This is a genomic window from Ruegeria sp. CH11 (genome assembly GCF_056537105.1).
The window spans coordinates 249485-268131 of record NZ_JBQFQX010000004.1; the positions used below are offsets into that span (position 1 = coordinate 249485).

An 18647-nucleotide genomic window follows, 5' to 3' on the forward strand; every position below is an offset into this window, starting at 1 on the left:
TGCTCCATTAAGATTTCTCCGCCACGCCAGGAAGCCGTTGTGACGGGTTTGCGCGGGGATACGCCCGCTTGGGCGCCGGGTCAATCCCGTTTTGCAGCTCCTGCCGCAGCGTTGCGCCAAAACAGCGCAAACAGAACCAACTGCGCGCCGAACACCCAAGTATCGCCAATCGACGCATAAACCGTTGGCGGATGTGGTTGCGGCAAATCAGCATCGAAATATCCTGTTTGCCCCAGCCCAAGCGACGATGTCACCTGCCCCAGCGGATCGATCATCGCCGACACGCCAGTGTTGGCCGACCGCATCATCGGCAAGCCCTGCTCGATCGCGCGCATACGGGCCTGCGCCAGATGCTGGTAGGGGCCCGAACGCGTCCCGAACCAGGCGTCATTGGTGATTTGCAGCAGGAAGTCTGCCCTGCCTGGCGCAGACAGTACGTCCTGCGTAAACACCGCCTCGTAGCAGATCAGCGGCAACGCCTTTCCTAGCGGCCCGGCATCAAGAAGCGCCGCGCCCGGTCCGGCGCTGAAGCCGTGACCCGTGGTTGCCGCCATGCCGTATATGCCAAACCGAGCCATAAGGTCGCCAAAGGGGACGTATTCACCGAAGGGCGCCAGATGATGTTTGTCGTAAAGCCCATCCTGCCGCCCGTTCGAATCCAGATAGATCATCGAGTTGTATATGCGCGCGCCGTCGCCCCGCTGGATGCCCAGGACCACAGGCGTTCCCTGTGCGGCTTGCGCGACCGCTTCAAGGTAGGGCTGAGCACTGCCCAGCCAGGCCGGGATCGACGTTTCGGGCCAGACGATCAGATCCGGGCGCGGTTCGGCTGCAGTGAATTCCAGCTGTCGGGCAAAAAACAGGGGCGCATAGGCCGGATCCCATTTTTGATGCTGAGGTGCGTTCGGCTGAACCAACCGCACAACATGTTCCGTCATCTGCACAGGGGGTCGGGTTGCGGCATAGCCGAGCGCCAGAATCGCAGACGCTGTCGTCAAAGCAACGGGTACCGCCCATCCGCGGAGGGTCCTTGATGTGCACAAAGCAGCCCCAAGCGGTAGCGTCGCGAGAAATGTCAGCGCTGCCAGCCCATAAGGACCGATCAGCGACAATAACTGCGCGACAGCCGTATCCACCCAAACCTGCGCAACCCCGGCCCAGGGAAACCCTGTCAGCACGTATCCGCGCGCAAACTCTGCCATTGCCAATGCCATCGCCAGAACAAACGCCTGCTGCACGGGCCGCCCTGCGATCCGGCAGGCAAGCCAGAACGCCGCCGCCCAGAACAGCGAAAGCCCAGCCGCGAGAAACCCCAGCGCAAAAGGTGCCATCCAGGCGTGGCGTTCGGCATCAACCAGAAAGGGCTCGATTATCCAGCTGAGTGAATTGGCGAAATAGCCAGTTGCATAGACCCATCCCAGCAGGGCGGCGCGCCGGGGTGTTTCGCAAGTCAGATAGAGCGGCACGATCAGGACCAGCCCGATCAGTGTCGCGGCCCAGACCCCCCAGGGTGCCTGACCCATGGCTGCAACCGCGCCCAACACGGTCGCCGAAAGCAGCCGAACCCAAAAAGGCCAGCCCTGGGCAGGGTTCATCGAGCGATATCCGGCATCATCACGCGCAAACGTTTGATCCGTCGCGGGTCAGCATCGATCACTTCGAACTCGGGACCTTCGGGGTGCAGCACGACCTCGCCCCGCGCGGGCACCCGTCCCGACAGCATGAAGACCAGACCACCCAAAGTCTCGATCTCTTCCTCGTCCACATCTTCGTGGCTTGTCAGGGAACGTCCGATCTCGGCCTCGAATTCCTCGAGCGGGACGCGGGCCTGCACGATGTAGCAACCGGGTTTTTCCTGTACCCATAGCTGATCTTCATCGGCATCGTGTTCGTCGGCAATCTCGCCCACGACCTGCTCGATCAGATCCTCGATGGTTAGCAGACCATCGACGCCGCCATATTCGTCAATCACAAGCGCCATATGCCGCCGCTCGGTCTGCATCTTGGTCATGAGAACACCGATCGGCATTGACGGAGGAACGAACAGAAGTGTGCGCAGCATCGACCTCAGGTCAAACTCGGTCGAATTGCCGTTGAACCCGTGGGTCAGCGCAAAGTCCTTGAGGTGTATGAAACCCAGCGGCGTATCCAACGTCCCGTCATAAACCGGAATGCGGGACAGACCGCTTTCGCGAAACACCTCGGCCAATTCTTCCTTGGTGGTCGTCAGGGGCACCGAGACGATCTCGGCCGTCGGGATCGCCACATCCTCGACCCGCATGCGCCGCAGGTTGATCATACCGCGCGACTGCGGAGGGCTGACTGGGGTTCCGTTTACCGGCTCAGCCGCATCATCATGTGAAGAGAATGCATCAAAAAGACGGGAAAAAAGCCCGCTTTTCTCAGTGTTGGTTTCGTCGCTGTTCGGGGGTTGCGCGCCGTGCGCCGCCCTAGAACTGCCGTCTGTATCGCCCATTATCCTGTTCCAAATGATCGGGTCCAAGACCCTGTGTCATATATTATATGGGTCATCTATACCCATTTTGCCAAGTATCTCGACCTCGACACTTTCCATTAAAGTGGCGTCCGGGTCACGAATGTGATCATAGCCCAGCAAATGCAAAACGCCGTGAACGATCAAATGTGTGACATGATCGTCCATCGATTTGCCTGCTTCTGACGCCTCGCGGGCGCAGGTGTCGTAGGATATCGCGATATCGCCCAATGCAATCTCGCCGGTAAAATCCGCCTGCGGGGGGCTGGGCGCCTGACCGGGGATGTCAGCGGACAAATCCTCGGCCGGCCAGCTTAGAACATTTGTCGGGGTCGGCTTGTCTCGGAACTCCGCGTTGAGTTCGGCAATCCGAGTATCGTCACAACCCAAAACGCTGATTTCGCACAGTTCGCGCGACAGACCGCTATGATCCAGAACTGCCGTTACAGACTTGCGCGCGATCGACTCCAGGCCCTGCCAGCGCGGGTCTTCAATCGTTATCTCCAGATTCATTTCCACAGTCCAAAGCTTCGGCGTTGCCCGGGCCTTGCGGTGTTATCCGGTTTCGCGGCCCGAGTCGGCCTCATACGCCTCGATGATGGCGGCGACAAGCGGGTGACGTACCACATCTTTCGATGTGAAATAGTTGAAGCTGATATTCGGGATCGTTTTCAGCAGCCGTTCTGCATCCGCCAGCCCAGACTGCACGCCGCGCGGCAGATCGACCTGTGACCGGTCCCCGGTGATCACCATACGACTGCCCTCGCCCAGACGGGTTAGGAACATTTTCATCTGCATCGTCGTGGCGTTTTGCGCCTCGTCCAGGACCACGAAAGCATTGGCCAATGTCCGACCCCGCATGAAGGCAAGCGGAGCGATTTCAATTCGCTTTTCCTCGATCAGTTTCGCCAGTTGTTTACCCGGCAGAAAATCGTTCAGCGCGTCATAAAGCGGCTGCATGTAGGGATCGACTTTGTCCTTCATGTCGCCCGGTAGATAACCCAGTTTTTCACCCGCCTCGACCGCTGGGCGGCTGAGGATGATCCGGTCCACATGGCCACCGATGAACATCGACACACCAACGGCGACGGCCAGATAGGTCTTGCCGGTACCAGCCGGGCCGATGCCGAAAGCCAGTTCGTTGTTGAACAGGGATTGCACATAGGCTTTTTGCGCATCGGTGCGCGGCTCAACCAGCTTTTTACGGGTTTTGATTTCGACCGTGCCACCCTTGAACATCTCAAGCTGGTCACCGTCGCGCGTGCCGGTTCCAACTTCTGAGTTGCCCATGCGCAATTCGCGGTCCACATCGGCGGCTTCGACGTCTCGGCCGCCCTCCAAACGGGTATAGAGCGCCTGCAATACTTCGATCGCCTGATTCTGAGCGCCTTCTTCGCCCATCACAACAAGCTGATTCCCTCGACGAACAATCTGAACTGTCAGTTTCTGTTCGATGTCAGCAAGATTGCGGTCATATTCGCCGCATAGATCAATCAACAACCGGTTGTCGGGAAATTCAACAAAAGCCTCACGCTGGGGCATGTCGTCTGGCGGTGGGGTCAGGGCACCGATGGCCAATCCGTTCTCCTGTCTTGGCGTTTCATCTTGAGGGTAGACAACAAACTTGGCCAGACGCAAGCGGCAGAATTCAAATTTTGCCGCGAAATGGAAATTGCGACTATCCAGCCGCAGGCGGACCCGATGCGCAGGGGTCGCGCTGTCAACAGAAAGGTTGAGGCGTAAATCAGAACGCGTAGTTCAGGCCGACCCGCACACCACGGAAACTGGGCGTCGATTTGGTTGAGAAATCCGAACTGAAATCAACGTCTTTCGAGTCGAATTGGTAGTATTCGATCTCTCCGGTGATCGACCAGTTTTTGTTAAAGCGGTGTTCTGCACCTATGCTTGCGGAGAACCCGTTTCGGCTGTCGGATTCTTCAAACGCGCTGGCGGTATCTTCGTTCGTCAGCGATGCCGACGTTGTTATGTCGCCCTGAACATAGCCAAGCGAAACGAAATACAGCAATTTCCGGCTGCGGTTGGTGATGCCGTTTCGGAATCGGATCGACAGAACGTCCGAAATCTCGGACCCAACATCCACCGTGGTTCCCCCGATCAGAGAGGAGGTGCTGTCGTCAAGCGTGCCGAAATCATACAACACTTCAAAGCCATAGACATAGTCGCGCCCACCCACGATTGGCACCGAGCCGCGCCAGCCACCGCGAATCCCGCCGTAATTGCCGCTGGGTTCAAGATCGCCAATTCGAACTCTGCCACCCGGGATCGCCAGGCCGAACCGATCAACTTCACCCGAGCCATATCCGCCGCTCAGGCCAAGATAGAACGCGTTCACATCGTACGCGACGGTTTCCGGAGAAAGAACTTCGGGTTCAGCTACATCGCCGATCACGTCACCCGCCATCGCTGGCACGACGCAAGCATAAGGCAGCAGGAATGCTGACAGGAACCGTATACATCTCGACCGTAGAAACCGTGTTCTGTCCACCACTCGTACCCTCCAGGCAACCTTATTGCGACCAGCGATCCTGCAACAACGGACGCACACCCCAGTCGAAAAAACTGGGGTATGTCCGAGCATAGTTCTGACCCATAAATCAAGGGTTAATTTCTGGAATTCACGTCACCTATGCAGAGGGCACAGAATCTCAGAGCAATTCGCCAGCCAGTGAATTCGCGCCCGATGCGGTAATGCGGACATCCCGCAACTCTCCGACGTTCAGATCGGGTCCGACGACGTGAACTGCGTGCAGATATTCGGATTTTCCGACCATCTGCCCCGTCTGACGCCCTAGCTTTTCAAACAGCACACGAACGTTCCGGCCCACCATCGATTCCTGAATTTCACGCTGATGGCGCGTGATCATGGATTGCAGTCGCTGTAGGCGGTCATCCGCCTGTGCCGGGTCGACCTGTGCCCTTTCTGCGGCTGGCGTGCCAGGGCGGGTCGAATACTTGAAGGAATAGGCGTAGCCGTAGCGGACCTCTTCCACCAGGTTCAAGGTCGCCTGAAAGTCCTCTTCGGTTTCTTCCGGGAAACCGACGATAAAGTCGCCTGACATCAGAATATCCGGACGTGCCTCACGAATGCGCTCGATCAAACGCAGATAGCTTACTGCGGTATGGCTGCGGTTCATTCGTTTGAGGATTTTGTCGGATCCAGACTGAACTGGCAGGTGCAAATAAGGCATCAGCTTGTCGCAGGTGCCGTGCGCCTCAATCAGATCGTCGCTCATGTCGTTCGGATGCGAGGTGGTAAAGCGGATGCGCTCCAGCCCGTCGACCTTGTTAAGCTCCCAGATCAGACCCGCCAACGTCATGTCGCCGTTCGGACCGGCCCCGTGATAGGCGTTGACGTTCTGGCCCAGCAACGTGATCTCACGCACGCCGCGTTCCACCAGATCCTGCGCTTCGCGGATAATGCGATCGGCCGGGCGGCTGACCTCCGCCCCTCGGGTATAGGGCACCACGCAGAAGGCGCAGAACTTGTCGCACCCCTCCTGAACTGTCAAAAACGCCGTTGGGCCACGCTTGGCCTTTGGGCGGTTTTTCAGCTTTTCAAACTTATCCTCTTCGGGGAAATCCGTATCCAGCGCCTTTTCGCCATCGCGTGTCTTCGCCTCCATTTCGGGCAGACGATGATAGCTTTGCGGGCCAACGACCAGATCGACCAAGGGCTGGCGCCGCATGATTTCTTCGCCCTCGGCCTGTGCGACACAGCCCGCGACGCCGATCTTGAGATCGGGCTTGTCCGCTTTCAGTCCCTTGAACCGACCAAGCTCGGAATAGACCTTTTCCGCAGCCTTTTCGCGAATATGGCAGGTGTTCAGCAGGATCATATCCGCATCGTCGGGCGTCTTGGTCTCGACATACCCCTGGCCGCCCAGCGCCTCGGCCATACGCTCGCTGTCATAGACATTCATCTGGCAGCCGTAGGTCTTGATATACAGCTTTTTGGGTTCGGACATGGGACGGGCCTTTGCATACGCTGGGTCGGCGTCGTCTATACGCAACGAACGCCGCTTGCAATGGCGCTGCGTTTACCCGAGTTTGGCAAAAACTTCCAGCAAAGCGGAACCAAAGCGGGCGATGCAGTACAATTCACTGGACCACTTCCTGAAAACCGGTCGGGCAGCGCTTGCGAAAGGCCCTGTCGCCTTGCTGTTTGCCGAAGATGACGTGGAACTGGGCAGTACCTTACGCCACCACCTGAAGCTTGGATTCAAGTCCGTGATCCTGTTCATGCCGGATGAATTCACGCTCGAAGACGATCTGGACGAGATCGTCCACCGGGTCCCGCTGACCTGCGCCCCACGCGAGGTGGTTTTTGACACCGTCAATCGCATCATCGAGGCCGCACCAGGAACCTGGATGTACTATGGCTACAACGCCGAGTATCTGTTCTACCCGTTCTGCGAAACCCGCAACATCTCGGAGTTGCTGGCGTTTCACACCGAAGAGCGGCGCGCCGCGATGATGACCCATGTGATCGATCTTTATGCGGACGATCTGGCGGCGCATCCAAATGGCGTGGATCGGGATAATACCATGCTGGACAATATCGGATACTATGCCCACGCACGTCACGACGCGGTCGGGCAAGCACAGGACCGGCAACTGGACATGTCAGGCGGGCTGCGCTGGCGGTTCGAGGATCACATACCTTACGCCCGCCGTCGCATCGACCGAATTGCCTTGTTCAAGGCCAAAAAGGGGCTGGAACTGCAATCCGACCACAGCTTTAACATAGCGGAATATAACACCTATTCCTGCCCCTGGCATCACAACGTGACGGCAGCCATCTGCTCGTTCCGCGCCGCCAAGGCGCTCAAGTCGAATGCGGGCTCGACCTTTGCCATCCCCAGCTTTCGCTGGCGCGGGTCGGTTGCGTTCGAATGGAACTCGCACCAGCTGATGGATCTGGGCCTGATGGAACCCGGTCAGTGGTTCTGATCCGGTTTATCGTTGCAGCAAGACCGGGAACCAGTCCTCGCGCAAGCGCTGCCCCGCGACCATGTCGTGCCCAGGAAAGGGCGGCGACGTCCGGCCCGGACGCTCGACATAGCGGGCGTCGTCGCCCACCAGCCGTAGCGAAAACGCGCGGCGGCGGCTGTCCGACTGGTTGCCGCGTGCGCCATGCAACGTGCGGTAGTTGAAGGCAACCGCGTCACCTGGTTCCATCTCGAACTCGACCACCCGCATGCCCTCGGCGTCAGGATCAGGTACGGGAATGTACTGCCCTTCATCCGCAAAGAACCCCTCTTCCGAGGCCCAACGGGTTGGCAGCACCTCTTTCTCCCAGCGGTGCGACCCGGCAACGCAGCGCAGCGTCGCGTGTTTCACCGGATCGAGCGGTGACCAGAAGCTGACCGTCTGTTGCCCTTCGACAAAGTAATATGGTCCATCCTGATGCCACGGCGTCGCCATCGAAGTTCCGGGCTCTTTAACCAAAACGTGGTCATGGAACATCTGAACCGATTGCGATTGCATCAGGTCGGCGGCAACTTCAGCGGCCGGAGAGTTCTGGATCACAGCCTGAAACTGCGGGATACGAGACCAGTTGCAGTAGTCATCAAAGAACCGCCCGGATTCTCCTTCCTTTTTGTTTTCAGACGCATAGGGCCCTGGTTCGGCCATGTTCGCGGCAATCCCCTCACGCAGATCGTCGACGTGATCGGCAAACAGGCCTTTGACCAGAACGACGCCATCGGTCTGATAACTGTCGATCATTTCCTGGGTAACGAGGGGGTGAGACATGGCAAGCTCCTGCGTTGGACACATCTGTTTTGTGATGACGCTTACCTCTGTTCAAGTAATATCTTTGAAAGTAACTATTAGCTTCATGTTATACGTTACACTCCGTCAGTACGAATATATTTGCGCCATAGGGCGTTACGGCAGCCTGTCTGCCGCTGCGCAACATCTGAATGTCTCGCAACCGGCCCTTTCAAACGCAGTTACCAAGATCGAATCGCGGCTGGGACACCCGTTATTCGCGCGCAAACGCGGCGCGGCGATGACGCTGACACCTCAGGGGCGCGCGTTTGTACAGAACGCCGAGGCGCTGCTGGCAGACGCCGCACGTCTTGAAGACGCCTCACAAACCACCCCCGGCACGGGTCATCTGGTAGTGGGCTGTTTCGAAGACCTCGCGCCATTTGTTCTGGCACCCGCCCTCAGGCAATTGCGCAATGCGCTGCCGGACGTCGAAATCCGCTATGACATCCAACGGTTCGAGGGTCTTGTTGCCGGTTTGATCGAAGGAAAGACCGACCTGGCCATCACCTTTGATCTGGGAATGGATGCCGGGTTCACGCGCCGGAAGTTGTTCGACAAATGCCCAAGCGCGATGGTGTCGCCCGGACACCCCCTGTCGAAACACGCAACCCTCACGCTCGCAGAGCTCGAGCCGCACCCTCTGATCCTGTCAAAGGAAGGTCTTTCCGCACAATATGTACTGAGCCTGTTTCAGCGCCAGCAACTGCATCCAGTCGTGGCGCACCGGGCAAGCTCGTTAGAGCTACTGCGCAGCCTGTCCGCCCATGGCGAGGGAATTGGGATCAGCTATACCCGTCCGCACGGTGATGTCAGTTATGATGGGGCGCCGGTCGTCAGTATTCCGATCACCGACCCCGAAGCAATCGAATCAATCGTGCTGGCGCGTCACGGCACCGGACCTGTTGACTCCACAGTCGGGCAGGCAGAGCGGGTGTTGATCCAGGGACTAAGTCAGAATTAGGTATTTTTCTTGCGCAGGCGGATGACTACATCCACCGATGCGATCTCGACCCCTTCCGGAGCCTCGGGCAGACGCTGAATCACCAACTGGTCCGATGGCGCATCGCTCAGGCGGCCTTCGTCTTCCCAGAAGAAATGCGGGTGATCATGGGTGTTTGTGTCGAAATAGCTTTTCGATCCGTCAACGGTGATTTCCTGCAGCACACCCGCTTCGCAGAAAGCGCGTAGCGTGTTGTAGACCGTGGCCAGAGAAACCGCATCACCATTGCTTTTGGCAGAGTCGAACAGGCTTTCGGCGGTCACGTGGCGATGGCGCCCGTCACCCACCAATAACTCAGCCAGTGCAACCCGCTGACGCGTTGGTCGCAATCCGGCATCTACCAACCAGTTTGTCGCTATGTTTCGGCTCTGAGGTGTCATATGTCCGATACCCGTTTTCGCTGACCCTATATATAAGTGCGCTGTGCAGGCAATTTCAAATGAAATTCATTCGCAAAGAATGTCGTAGGCACAACAAGATGTGGCGCGCCGCTCTTGCAGGACCTTGCATACGGGTGCTAGACGAGGCCAGATATAACGAACGGACCCCTGGCAGGAGAGGCGGCAGAATGGCCCAATTCCCGAGCAGCTTTGACAAGGACGATCTGCTGAAATGCGCCCGTGGCGAATTATTCGGCCCGGGTAACGCGCAATTGCCCGCCCCGCCGATGCTGATGATGGACCGGATTACCGATATCTCGGCCGACGGTGGCGCACATGGCAAGGGCCACGTGCTGGCAGAGTTCGATATCACGCCCGAACTTTGGTTCTTTGAATGCCACTTCCCCGGCAACCCGATCATGCCGGGCTGTCTTGGGCTGGACGGCTTGTGGCAGCTGACCGGATTTAACCTGGGCTGGCGTGGCTGGCAGGGTCGCGGCATGGCCGTCGGCGTCGGCGAGGTCAAGCTGACCGGCATGGTGCGCCCGGACCGTAAGATGCTGACATATAAAATCGATTTCAAAAAGGCGATCCAGACTCGCCGCCTGACAATGGGTGTGGCGGATGGCATCGTCGAAGCGGACGGCGAAATGATTTACGACGTCAAAGACATGAGAGTTGTTTTGTCCGACGCCTAAGGCGGACCAGCCTGAAACAAGGAGCACGCACATGCGTCGAGTAGTTGTCACCGGTCTGGGGATTGTCTCCTCTATCGGCAACAATGCCCAAGAGGTTCTGACCTCGTTGAAAGCGGGCAAATCCGGCATCGAAGCCAACGAGCAGATGGTCGAACACGGCTTTCGCAGCCAGATCGCCGGAACGCTCAAGATTGATGTGGCCGAGCATGTGGACAAACGCACCCTGCGTTTCATGGGACCGGGTGCGGCTTATGCGCATATCGCAATGAACCAGGCAATTACCGATTCCGGGCTGACCGAGGATCAGGTCGTCAACCCGCGCACGGGACTGGTGGCCGGATCAGGCGGTCCTTCGACCAGCGCCATGCTGACCGCGCATCAGACCGTGCTGAAAACCGGCGCAACCAAGCGGATCGGGCCGTTTGCAGTGCCGAAATGCATGTGTTCGACGATTTCTGCGAATCTGGCGACCGCGTTCAAGATCAAAGGCATCAACTACTCGATCACCTCGGCCTGCTCGACGTCGCTGCATTGCATCGGCAACGCGGCTGAACAGATCATGCTTGGCAAACAGGACGTCATGTTTGCAGGCGGCGGTGAAGAACTGGACTGGACCCTGTCCTGCCTGTTCGACGCCATGGGTGCGATGTCGTCCAAATATAACGACACACCCGACAAAGCTTCGCGCGCGTTCGATGAAAACCGCGATGGATTTGTGATCTCCGGCGGCGGCGGCATCGTCGTGCTGGAAGAGTTGGAGCACGCCTTGGCCCGCGGCGCCAAGATTTATGCCGAGGTCACAGGCTATGCCGCCACGTCGGATGGCCATGACATGGTGGCCCCATCCGGCGAAGGCGGTGAGCGGGCGATGCGTCTGGCATTGTCCACGCTGCCCGAAGGTCGCAAAGTCGGCTATGTCAACGCCCACGGCACATCGACCCCGGTCGGAGATGTGGGTGAGGTCGAAGCCGTTCGCCGCATTTTTGGTGAAGGCAACGTGCCGCCTATCTCGTCCACGAAATCCATGACCGGCCACGCGCAGGGCGCAGCCGGCGCGTTGGAGGCGATCTTCTGCCTGCTGATGCTGGACAACGATTTTATTACTCCGTCGATCAATGTCGACACACTTGCCGAAGGCATTCAGCCCGGTGAAATTGCAACTCAAGTGGTTGAAAATGCAGGCTTGGACAGTGTCATGACCAACAGCTTCGGCTTTGGCGGCACCAACGGGTCCATGATTCTGTCGAAATATAACGGGTGAATGTGATGTCGGAACTTCTCAAGGGTAAACGCGGCCTGATTATGGGCGTGGCCAATGATCGCTCGATCGCGTGGGGCATTGCCAAGGCGATGCACGAAGCAGGCGCGGAACTGGCGTTCACCTATCAGGGCGAAGCGTTCGGAAAACGGCTGGAGCCTTTGGCACAGAGCCTCGGAAGCGACTTTATGGTCGACGCGGATGTCACCGACGACGCCTCTCTGGATCGTGCCTTTGACGAGCTTGGCGCGCGCTGGCCGACGATCGACTTCGTTGTTCACGCCATTGCGTATTCGGACAAATCCGAACTGACAGGCCGGTTCCTGAACACCACGCGGGCGAATTTCAAACACTCTCTGGACGTGTCAGCCTATTCCTTCATCGAGGTTGCCCGCCGCGCCTATCCGCTGATGCAGGACAATGGCGGCACCCTGTTGACGCTGACCTATCAGGGTTCGAACAAAGTCGTTCCGAACTACAACGTTATGGGCGTTGCCAAGGCGGCGCTGGAATCGGCGACGCGCTATCTGGCCAACGACCTGGGTCCCGAAGGTATCCGCGTCAACGCGATCTCGCCCGGACCGATGAAAACGCTGGCCGGTGCAGCCATTGGCGGCGCACGCAAAACCTACAAGTTCTGCGACCAGAACGCGCCGATGCGCTCGAATGCGACGCTTGAGGCGGTCGGCGGCACCGCCGTTTACCTGACGTCGGATGCCGGCATGTATACCTCGGGCGAAATCATTCGCGTCGATGGCGGCTATCACATTCTGGGAATGCCACAGCCCGAATCGATGTGACCTTTTCTTTCCCTGCCGACGTCAAGATTTGACCATCTTTTCCCGGCAGGGATTGCATCATGAGCAAAGTTGAACAAATCCTGGCCAGCAATGGCCGCATCGCCGCCCCACGCCACAAATCCGGGCTGCGGGGCGGTCGTGCGCGAATGCTGCTGGTTGCCCTTGTCGCCCTACTGACCGCATTCCTGTTCTTCACACAGCCAGAAGTCGTCTCGGCGATCGAATCGCTGCTGCAGCGCGGCCCCTATCACTAGACTCAGCCCCCAGTGGCGTTCAGTTGATCGACACGATTTCGATGTCGAACACCAGATCCTGACCTGCCAACGGGTGATTTGCATCCAGCGTCACCGTTGCTTCGCTCACCTCGACAACGGTGACCGGCACCGCCTGACCGTCAGGGGTTTGCATCTGCAATTGCGAGCCGGGTTCCAACGGAATGTCATCGGGAATGCCCTCGCGCGGGATTTGTTGCCGCGCGCCTGGGTTGATCGGACCGTATGCTTCGGCGCAAGGGACTTCGACCCGCTTCTTATCGCCGACCGACATGCCGGGCAGCGCCGCATCTAGGCCCGAAATGATCTGACCCGATCCCACCGCGAATTCCAGCGGGTCTCGACCCTCGGAACTGTCAAAGACTTTACCGTCCAGCAAGGTACCGGTGTAGTGAATGCGAACGGTGTCGCCTTGTTTGATCGTGGTCATGGGGGCCTCCGGCCTAAAAAGGGATGAACGGCCAAACCTAGGGTCTGACACGACATTGTAAAGCCTGGGCTCTTTCACCCCTTGAACTCCTGTGTCAACCTGCGCCCGATTACCGGAGGAACAGATGGCCATCACAACCTGCATCTTTGACGCCTATGGCACACTTTTCGACGTTGCAGCTGCCGCCCGTCAGGCCGCGGCCGAACCCGGGTTCGAAGCCCTGCAGAACAAATGGCCCGAGTTGGCAAATCATTGGCGTTTGAAACAACTGCAATACACCTGGCTGCGCGCGGTTGCCGATGCCCACGCCGATTTCTGGGATGTGACCCAAGACGGTCTGGACTGGGCGCTTGAGGCCAGCGGGCTACAAGGCGACGACAGGTTGAGGCAACGCTTGCTGGACCTGTATTGGGAATTGCAAGCTTATCCCGAAGTGCCCGATATGCTGGCTGCCCTGAAAGCGGGTGGAATGCAGACCGCGATCCTGTCCAACGGCTCGCCGCCGATGCTGGACGGGGCGGTGCAATCCGCGGGAATCGGTGCCGTTCTGGATGATGTGCTGTCCGTTGAGAGCGTTGGCGTCTTCAAACCCCATGCCCGCGTCTACGATCTTGTTCAGCAGCGGTTTGGTTGCGCCCGTGACGAGGTGCTTTTTGTCAGCTCGAACGGTTGGGACGCAGCAGGTGCGAGCGGATACGGGTTTGTCACCGTCTGGGTCAATCGTGCAGGCGAGCCCATGGACAGGCTACCCTGGACACCCGCGCATGTGTTGGAAGACCTGACGAACATTCCCAAATTGGCAGGGCTTTGATGGCGTTCTTCAAAACCTCGGACGGCTTGCGAATCTACTTCGAAGACAGCGGCTCTGGTACGCCGCTGCTCTGCCTTGCCGGTCTGACCCGTAACAGCCAGGACTTTTCATTTTTCGCGCCGCACGCGGGTGATCTGCGCCTGATCAAGATGGACTATCGCGGGCGCGGGCAATCGGACCGCGACCCGGATTTCATGAACTACAACGTGCCGCGCGAAGCACAGGACGTTGTCGAACTGCTGGATCATCTGGGGCTTGAGAAAGTAACCATTCTCGGCACGTCCCGGGGCGGTTTGATCGCAATGGCCCTTGCCGCGACCTCACCCAATCGTCTTGCGGGTGTCATCCTGAATGATGTTGGCCCGGTGATCGAGCCCGCAGGCATCGCCAAGATCATGGACTACGTGGGCAAGAAACCCGCTGCAAAGACCTATGATCAGGCCGCCGCACTTCTGAGCCAGATCATGGAATCCCAGTTTCCGGGGGTGCCGACAGATATCTGGCGGCGTCAGGCGGAATTTCAGTATCTGGAAACCGGCGAAGGGCTGGCTCTGCGGTACGACAGCGCGCTGCGCGACGCTTTGATCGCACAGGCCGTAGACGGCGCGGCACCCGACCTTTGGCCGCTGTTCGACGCCCTGCACAGCATCCCGACCGGTGTGATCCGGGGCGAGAACTCGGATGTGCTGAGTGCCGAGACTGTCAAACAGATGCGCGCGCGTCATCCCGACCTGATTTCAGCTGAAGTGCCTGATCGCGGCCACGTACCCTTCTTGGACGAGCCGCAAGCGCTAAGCATTATTCGCAAAATACTGGATGCCTCATGAGTACTCTGGAATTGATCGAGGCAGCCGCCAAACGGCTTGAGGGACACGTCCGTGAGACACCTCTCCTGTCCTCACCGTTTTTGGATGAAATCGCCGGCCGCCGCGTCTTGGTCAAACCGGAATGTCTTCAGCACACCGGCAGTTTCAAGTTTCGTGGCGCATGGTCAGCGATCTCTGCGCTGGACGAAACGGTACGCCGACGCGGGGTGATCGCCTATTCCTCGGGCAACCACGCGCAGGGCGTTGCTTATGCAGCGGCGCGACACGGGATCGCGTCGGTCATCGTGATGCCCTCGGACGCACCGCTGCTCAAGATCGACAACACGCGGGCTTTGGGGGCCGAGGTCGTACTATACGACCGCGCAAACGAAAGCCGGGAAGCGATAGGCGAAGCGCTGGCAACCGAGCGCGGCTTGACCCTGATCCGTCCATATGACGAACCGCAGGTGATCGCCGGACAGGGCACTGTCGGGCTCGAGCTGGCCCGGCAAACGCAGGATCTGGGCGTCACCGAAGCGGATGTTCTGATCTGTTGCGGCGGCGGCGGTCTGACTGCGGGCATCTCGCTGGCGCTTGCGGGGCATGCGCCCGGATTGCGGCCCCGCCCGTGCGAGCCCGATGGCTTTGATGATGTCCGGCGGTCGCTGCTGAGCGGGCAGATTCAGAGCAACCCCGCCACGTCCGGCAATATTTGTGATGCGATTCTGACGCCTCAGCCCGGCGACATCACGTTCCCGATCCTCAAGCGTTTGTGCGGCTCGGGGTTTGCGGTGACCGAGCAAGAAGCCCTGCGTGCCATGGCACTGGCGTTTCTGCGCCTGAAAATCGTGCTGGAGCCCGGTGGGGCGGTATCGCTTGCCTCGGCCCTGTTCCGCCAGGACCAGATCAACGGCGACACGGTCATCGTGGTTGCATCGGGGGGCAACACCGATCCGCAGATTTTTGCGCAAGCGTTGGAATTCCTGACCTGACAACCCCATATCGGCGGTGCAATATCCGCACAAACGTCTGGCTCACGGACAGGACAGAAAGATGAATATTGCCGAACTCGGGGATGTCCGGCTGCATTACCGGATCGATGGCGACCCCAGCGGTGCGCCGGTGGTACTGGCAAACTCGCTGGGCACTGACCTGCGCCTTTGGGACCCGATCCTGCCGCATCTACCCAAAGGGTTGCGGATCATCCGGTACGACAAGCGCGGCCACGGGCTGTCATCGCAACCACCTGCGCCATATTCCATGGGCACTTTGGTGCGGGACGCTGAAAGGTTGCTGGACCATCTTGATGTCCGGGATTGCGTTTTTGTCGGCCTGTCGATCGGCGGGATGATCGCGCAGGGGCTTGCGGTCAAGCGGATGGATCAGGTTCGCGCGCTGGTCCTGTCGAATACAGCGGCCAAAATCGGCACGCCACCGATCTGGCAAGAACGTATATCCGCGGTCAAACGGGGCGGGATCGAGGCGTTGGCCGACGCAACGATGGAGCGCTGGTTTTCCCGCGCTTTTCGCGCAACCCCTGACGTGGCCCTGTGGCGCAACATGATGGTCCGACAACCTGTGGACGGCTATCTGGGGTGTTGCGCCGCGATCTCTGGCACGGATTTCTATACGCCCACCAGCGGGTTACGCCTGCCAACACTGGGCATCGCCGGCAGCGAGGACGGCTCGACACCCCCGGATCTGGTGCGTGAAACCATTGACCTTATCCCCGGATCGGAGTTCCGGCTGATCCGAAAATCAGGCCATTTGCCCTGTGTCGAGCGCCCCGCCGAATACGCCGATATTCTTACCGATTTCCTGACCCGGATCGGACATATTTGAAGGAGCCCACGGTGGCAGATTTTTTGTTGGTTCATGGATCATGGCACGGCGCCTGGTGTTGGCGGGACCTGCTGCCCGAACTGGTTGCCCTGGGACATACCGCCCGCGCGATCGACTTGCCCAGCCACGGGTCAGACCCGACACCGGCTGGCAACGTCACGCTTGAGATGTGCCGGGATGCTGTGCTGAATGCCTCGACGCCGGAAACCATTCTTGTGGGGCATTCCTGGGGCGGATACCCGATCAGCGCCGCAGCCGAAGCTGATCCAACAGCGATGCGCGGCCTGATCTATGTCTGCGCCTATGTCCCCGCCGCCGGGCAATCCCTGATCGAGATGCGAAAGCGCGGGCCGCGCCAGCTGCTTGATGACGCGCTGGAAAAATCCGCCGACGGCACCTCATACAGCATCCTACCAGACCGGGTTCACGATCTGCTCTATCACGATTGCCCGTCCGAGATCGTCTCATATGCTCTGGCCCGCATGTGTCCGCAGGCGATCAGGCCGCAAGATACCGCGTTGCCTGTCGGCGACTGTTTTGAGCAACTTCCAAAGGCCTATATCCGCGCCACCGACGACCGGATTGTTCCAACCGAGTACCAGGCCGAGATGAGCCAATGCGCAAGCCCGCACTTGCGCCTGACCATTGATAGCTCTCATTCGCCCTTCTTCTCGCAACCGAGAGCCTTGGCAGAACTTTTGGACAAAGCGGCACAGCAGATGTGATCTCACGTCAGGCGGCGACAGCCCTCTTTTCAGGTGCCGACGCCGCCGCTAGGGTGCCGGACAAATCCGAACCATTGGTCCCTTATGCGTCTGCCTTTTCTGTTTGTTCTCGGTACCGTGATGATCGATGCGATGGGCATTGGTCTGGTCTTGCCGATCATGCCGCAACTGATTGTCGAGGTTCAGGGCGGCACGCTGGCAAACGCCGCGATCTGGGGCGGCGTGCTGAGCACCGCCTTCGCAGCCATGCAGTTTCTGTTTGGGCCGGTACTGGGCAATCTGTCAGACGCCTATGGCCGCCGGACCGTTCTGTTGGTGTCTTTGTTTGTCATGGCGTTGGATTACGTGGTGATGGCCGTTGCGGGCAGCATCTGGCTGCTGCTGGCAGGTCGCATTGTCGGCGGGATCACCGCCGCGACCCACTCGACCGCAGCGGCTTTTATGGCAGACGTCTCGAAACCCAGTGAGAAGGCCGCGAATTTCGGCCTGTTGGGCGCGGCTTTTGGCGTCGGTTTTGTTCTGGGGCCGCTGATGGGCGGCGTACTGAGCGAGTTTGGAACACGTGCACCATTCTGGGCGGCGGCGGGGCTGTCGGCCTTTGGGTGTCTGATCGGGTTTCTGGTCATGCCCGAGACCGTGACGGATGAGACGCGGCGTCCGTTTCATTGGCGTCGGGCCAACCCGGCAGGCTCTTTGCAAGCCATAGCGGCGCTTCCGGGCATTCGGCCTTTGCTATGGGTGTATTTCCTCTATTCCGTATCCATCTACGTTTACCCTGCGATCTGGTCCTATTTCACGCTGGAACGCTTTGGCTGGTCGCCGCAGATGATCGGCCTGTCGCTGGCCGTCTATGGTCTGGGCATGGCAGCCGTACAGGGAGGGCTCATTCGCCCAGCGACGCGCCATTTGGGTGAGCGCAAAACCATCATCTGGGGCATGGGGTTCGAGATCGGAAGCTTTCTTATTCTGGCGTTTCTGACAAATGGAACGATTGCGATGCTGCTAATCCCGATCACCGCGTTGGGTGCCGTGGTCACACCTGCATTGCAGGCGATGATGTCCAAAGCGACGCCGGATTCGCAGCAAGGAGAGTTGCAGGGCGTATTGGCCGCGCTGCACGCGCTTGCGATGATCATCTCTCCTTTGGTCATGACCAACGTGTTTGCCCAGTTCATACGAAACGATGCGCCGTTCTACCTGCCCGGCGCGCCGTTCCTGCTGGCGCTGGTGTTGATGATGGCGGGCTTTGCGCTTTTTCTGCGGCCCGCGCCCGAGACGCTGTAAGCGACACATCTTTGGCGGATTCTGCCTTGCAGGCGGCAATCCGACAGTCCA

Annotated in this window: 21 protein-coding genes and 1 riboswitch; of the genes, 12 read left to right on the top strand and 9 right to left on the bottom strand. The window is 59.0% G+C overall.

Annotated elements, in window-relative coordinates; genetic code table 11:
* Positions 1-49: riboswitch (SAM-SAH riboswitch) on the bottom strand.
* A 31-nt stretch (positions 50-80) separates the two neighbouring features.
* From lnt to miaB, 6 genes are all read right to left on the bottom strand, one after another.
* Positions 81-1595 carry an apolipoprotein N-acyltransferase gene (gene lnt, locus ACR0LX_RS09060; RefSeq protein WP_480783410.1) on the bottom strand — a complete coding sequence of 505 codons (1515 nt, stop codon included), beginning with the start codon at positions 1593-1595 and terminating at the stop codon, positions 81-83.
* Positions 1592-2476, bottom strand: coding sequence for a hemolysin family protein (locus ACR0LX_RS09065; RefSeq protein WP_480783411.1), 885 nt, complete (start codon positions 2474-2476; stop codon positions 1592-1594). The genes lnt and ACR0LX_RS09065 overlap by 4 nt, the downstream gene beginning before the upstream one ends.
* A 36-nt stretch (positions 2477-2512) precedes the next feature.
* Positions 2513-3007, bottom strand: coding sequence for an rRNA maturation RNase YbeY (gene ybeY, locus ACR0LX_RS09070; protein ID WP_480783412.1), 495 nt, complete (start codon positions 3005-3007; stop codon positions 2513-2515).
* A 42-nt stretch (positions 3008-3049) separates the two neighbouring features.
* Positions 3050-4072, bottom strand: a complete 1023-nt coding sequence (locus ACR0LX_RS09075) for a PhoH family protein (protein ID WP_480571784.1) — start codon at positions 4070-4072, stop codon at positions 3050-3052.
* A 166-nt stretch (positions 4073-4238) separates the two neighbouring features.
* Complete coding sequence (locus ACR0LX_RS09080; RefSeq protein ID WP_480783413.1) at positions 4239-5003, bottom strand: outer membrane protein; 765 nt, start codon at positions 5001-5003, stop codon at positions 4239-4241.
* 157 nt (positions 5004-5160) lie between these two features.
* Positions 5161-6480 carry a tRNA (N6-isopentenyl adenosine(37)-C2)-methylthiotransferase MiaB gene (miaB, locus tag ACR0LX_RS09085; RefSeq protein ID WP_480783414.1) on the bottom strand — a complete coding sequence of 440 codons (1320 nt, stop codon included), beginning with the start codon at positions 6478-6480 and terminating at the stop codon, positions 5161-5163.
* Between the two features lie 121 nt (positions 6481-6601).
* Here miaB and ACR0LX_RS09090 point away from each other — a divergent pair, with 121 nt between their 5' ends.
* On the top strand, positions 6602-7465 hold the full coding sequence (locus tag ACR0LX_RS09090; protein ID WP_480783415.1) for a glycosyltransferase family 2 protein: 864 nt from the start codon (positions 6602-6604) through the stop codon (positions 7463-7465).
* 6 nt (positions 7466-7471) lie between these two features.
* On the opposite strand, the gene ACR0LX_RS09095 is transcribed toward ACR0LX_RS09090, so the two are convergent.
* Positions 7472-8269: a phytanoyl-CoA dioxygenase family protein gene (locus tag ACR0LX_RS09095; RefSeq protein WP_480783416.1), complete on the bottom strand. Its 798-nt coding sequence runs from the start codon at positions 8267-8269 to the stop codon at positions 7472-7474.
* Between the two features lie 85 nt (positions 8270-8354).
* Between ACR0LX_RS09095 and ACR0LX_RS09100 the strand changes: the two genes are divergently transcribed.
* The gene (locus ACR0LX_RS09100) at positions 8355-9251 is read left to right on the top strand and encodes a LysR family transcriptional regulator (protein WP_480783417.1); all 897 of its coding nucleotides are present in this window, start codon (positions 8355-8357) and stop codon (positions 9249-9251) included.
* On the opposite strand, the gene irrA is transcribed toward ACR0LX_RS09100, so the two are convergent.
* Positions 9248-9670, bottom strand: coding sequence for an iron response transcriptional regulator IrrA (gene irrA / locus ACR0LX_RS09105; protein ID WP_480783418.1), 423 nt, complete (start codon positions 9668-9670; stop codon positions 9248-9250). The two genes, ACR0LX_RS09100 and irrA, sit on opposite strands and share 4 nt — an antisense overlap.
* Positions 9671-9858: 188 nt before the next feature.
* Between irrA and fabA the strand changes: the two genes are divergently transcribed.
* Genes fabA through ACR0LX_RS09125 form a run of 4 tightly spaced genes read left to right on the top strand, consistent with a single transcriptional unit; the run spans position 9859 to position 12680 of the window.
* Entirely contained in the window at positions 9859-10368 is a 510-nt protein-coding gene (gene fabA / locus ACR0LX_RS09110; protein ID WP_480783419.1) for a bifunctional 3-hydroxydecanoyl-ACP dehydratase/trans-2-decenoyl-ACP isomerase, read from the top strand.
* A 31-nt stretch (positions 10369-10399) separates the two neighbouring features.
* Complete coding sequence (gene fabB, locus ACR0LX_RS09115) at positions 10400-11629, top strand: beta-ketoacyl-ACP synthase I (RefSeq protein ID WP_480783420.1); 1230 nt, start codon at positions 10400-10402, stop codon at positions 11627-11629.
* Between the two features lie 5 nt (positions 11630-11634).
* Entirely contained in the window at positions 11635-12426 is a 792-nt protein-coding gene (locus ACR0LX_RS09120) for an enoyl-ACP reductase FabI (RefSeq protein WP_480571758.1), read from the top strand.
* A 59-nt stretch (positions 12427-12485) separates the two neighbouring features.
* Positions 12486-12680 carry a hypothetical protein gene (locus ACR0LX_RS09125; RefSeq protein ID WP_480571755.1) on the top strand — a complete coding sequence of 65 codons (195 nt, stop codon included), beginning with the start codon at positions 12486-12488 and terminating at the stop codon, positions 12678-12680.
* Positions 12681-12699: 19 nt separating this feature from the next.
* On the opposite strand, the gene ACR0LX_RS09130 is transcribed toward ACR0LX_RS09125, so the two are convergent.
* Positions 12700-13128 (bottom strand): FKBP-type peptidyl-prolyl cis-trans isomerase, encoded by a 429-nt coding sequence (locus tag ACR0LX_RS09130; protein WP_480783421.1) that lies wholly within the window; start codon positions 13126-13128, stop codon positions 12700-12702.
* Between the two features lie 124 nt (positions 13129-13252).
* Between ACR0LX_RS09130 and ACR0LX_RS09135 the strand changes: the two genes are divergently transcribed.
* The 6 genes from ACR0LX_RS09135 (at position 13253) to ACR0LX_RS09160 (ending at position 18596) form a co-directional block, all read left to right on the top strand.
* On the top strand, positions 13253-13939 hold the full coding sequence (locus tag ACR0LX_RS09135; RefSeq protein ID WP_480783422.1) for a haloacid dehalogenase type II: 687 nt from the start codon (positions 13253-13255) through the stop codon (positions 13937-13939).
* The gene (locus ACR0LX_RS09140; RefSeq protein ID WP_480783423.1) at positions 13939-14766 is read left to right on the top strand and encodes an alpha/beta fold hydrolase; all 828 of its coding nucleotides are present in this window, start codon (positions 13939-13941) and stop codon (positions 14764-14766) included. The genes ACR0LX_RS09135 and ACR0LX_RS09140 overlap by 1 nt, the downstream gene beginning before the upstream one ends.
* Positions 14763-15737, top strand: a complete 975-nt coding sequence (locus ACR0LX_RS09145) for a threonine ammonia-lyase (RefSeq protein ID WP_480783424.1) — start codon at positions 14763-14765, stop codon at positions 15735-15737. Before ACR0LX_RS09140 ends, ACR0LX_RS09145 begins: the two co-directional genes overlap by 4 nt.
* Positions 15738-15798: 61 nt before the next feature.
* A complete protein-coding gene (gene pcaD, locus ACR0LX_RS09150) occupies positions 15799-16587 on the top strand; it encodes a 3-oxoadipate enol-lactonase (RefSeq protein WP_480783425.1) in 789 nt (262 codons plus the stop codon).
* Positions 16588-16598: 11 nt separating this feature from the next.
* Positions 16599-17312: an alpha/beta fold hydrolase gene (locus ACR0LX_RS09155; RefSeq protein WP_480783426.1), complete on the top strand. Its 714-nt coding sequence runs from the start codon at positions 16599-16601 to the stop codon at positions 17310-17312.
* 84 nt (positions 17313-17396) lie between these two features.
* Entirely contained in the window at positions 17397-18596 is a 1200-nt protein-coding gene (locus ACR0LX_RS09160; RefSeq protein WP_480783427.1) for a TCR/Tet family MFS transporter, read from the top strand.
* Positions 18597-18647 lie beyond the last annotated feature (51 nt).